Source organism: Streptomyces alkaliphilus (genome assembly GCF_014141535.1).
Taxonomy (GTDB): domain Bacteria; phylum Actinomycetota; class Actinomycetes; order Streptomycetales; family Streptomycetaceae; genus Streptomyces; species Streptomyces alkaliphilus.
The window spans coordinates 1-2,174 of sequence record NZ_VKHT01000856.1; the positions used below are offsets into that span (position 1 = coordinate 1).

Annotated in this window: 1 protein-coding gene; it reads left to right on the forward strand. The window is 76.4% G+C overall.

The genetic code is table 11. The annotated features are described in order from the left end of the window. Positions 1-15: 15 nt before the first annotated feature. The gene (locus FNQ90_RS20500) at positions 16-2,160 is read left to right on the forward strand and encodes an acetyl/propionyl/methylcrotonyl-CoA carboxylase subunit alpha (protein WP_182607709.1); all 2,145 of its coding nucleotides are present in this window, start codon (positions 16-18) and stop codon (positions 2,158-2,160) included. Positions 2,161-2,174 lie beyond the last annotated feature (14 nt).

The window sequence follows — 2,174 nt, forward strand, 5'->3', positions numbered from 1 at the left end:
GCCCCCCGACAGCAGGTGCCCCGCCCCGCCGCCTTCGACAGCGTGCTGGTCGCCAACCGCGGCGAGATCGCGGTCCGGGTGATCCGCACCCTGCGCCGGCTCGGTCTGCGCTCCGTCGCCGTCCACAGCGACGCCGACGCCGACGCCCTCCACGTCCGGGAGGCCGACACCTCGGTCCGCATCGGCCCGCGGGCCGCCGGCGAGAGCTACCTGCGGATCGACCGACTGCTGGAGGCCGCCGAGCGCACCGGCGCCGGCGCCGTCCACCCCGGCTACGGCTTCCTCGCCGAGAACGCCGACTTCGCCCGCGCCGTCGTCGACGCCGGCCTGGTCTTCGTCGGCCCCCCGGCCGCCGCCGTGGAGCTGATGGGGGACAAGATCCGCGCCAAGGAGACCGTGGCCGCCGCCGGCGTCCCCGTGGTGCCCGGGTCCTCCGGCAGCGGTCTGTCCGACGCCGAGCTGATCGACGCCGCGCGGGCCATCGGCGCCGCGGTGCTGATCAAGCCCGCCGCCGGCGGGGGCGGCAAGGGCATGCGGCTGGTCCGCGACCCCGATCGGCTGCCCGAGGAGATCGCCGCCGCCCGACGGGAGGCCCGGGGCGCCTTCGGCGACGACACCCTCCTGGTCGAGCGGTGGATCGACCGCCCCCGACACATCGAGATCCAGGTCCTCGCCGACGACCACGGCAACGTCCTGCACCTGGGGGAACGCGAGTGCTCCCTCCAGCGCCGCCACCAGAAGATCGTCGAGGAGGCCCCCAGCCCCCTGCTGGACGGGGAGACCCGCCGCGCGATGGGGGAGGCCGCCGTCCGCGCCGCCCGCTCCTGCGGGTACCGGGGGGCGGGCACCGTGGAGTTCATCGTCCCCGGTGACGACCCCAGCTCGCACTGGTTCATGGAGATGAACACCCGCCTCCAGGTGGAGCACCCGGTGACCGAGCTGATCACCGGGCTGGATCTGGTGGAGTGGCAGCTGCGGATCGCCGCGGGCGAGTCCCTGGAGCCGCTGACGGCCGACCCGGAGGCGCTCGCCCCGCGCGGTCACGCGGTGGAGGCCCGCATCTGCGCCGAGACCCCGCGTCCGTCCGCCGACGGTCAGGGAGTGGACTTCCTGCCCTCCGCCGGCACCGTCCGGGCGCTGCGCGAGCCCACCGGGCCGGGGGTACGGGTGGACTCCGGCATCGCCGCCGGCGACACCGTCGGCACCGCCTACGACCCGCTCCTCGCCAAGATCATCGCCCACGGGCCCGACCGTGCCTCCGCCCTGCGCCGGCTGCGCGCCGCCCTCGCGGAGACCGTGGTCATCGGCGTGGACACCAACACCGGGTTCCTGCGCCGGCTGCTGGACGTGCCGGAGGTCCGGGAGGGGCGGCTGGACACCGGACTGGTGGACCGGGAGGCCCCGGCACTGGTGGCCGACCTGGCCCCCACCGCCGTCCCCACCGAGGTGTACGCGGCGGCGGCCCTGCTCCGACACGCGGCCCTGGAGCCGGCTGCCGAGAAGGACTCGCCGGCCGACTGGGTGGATCCCTTCTCGATCCCCTCCGGCTGGCGGCTCGGTGGTGTCGTCGCCGGGACACCGCACCACCTGCGGGTTCCCGGCCACGAACCGGTGACCGTCACCGTCCGGGGCCGAGCCCGTGCCGCCCGGCTGCGGGTCGGTGACGGCCCCGAGGTCCCCGCCCGCCTGCTGGACGACACCGGCGGCGGACCGCTCCGGGTGGAGGTGGAGGGCGTCGTCCACCGTTTCCACGCCGCCCCCGACGGCTCCGGGCTCGCCCGCGACGGCGAGGCGTGGCCGGTCGCCGACCACGACCCGGTGGCCGCCGCCGGTGGTGGAGCGGCGGCCGGGGCCGCCGCCCTGACCGCGCCGATGCCCGGCACGGTCACCGTCGTCAAGGTCGGGCCGGGGGAGCGGGTGAGCGCCGGCCAGCCCCTGTTGATCGTCGAGGCGATGAAGATGGAGCACGTCATCCGGGCCCCCGGCGCGGGCACCGTGGCGGCGGTCCGGGTGGCGGCGGGTACCGCCGTGGCCATGGACCAGGAACTGGTGGTGGTGGACCCCGAGGAGGCGCCGGACGCGCCGACGGAAAACGACCCGATCGGGGCGGAACACCCCACCGCCTCCACCGAGGGGGCCCCTGGAGGCGAGCCGACATGACACCTTCCGCCGAC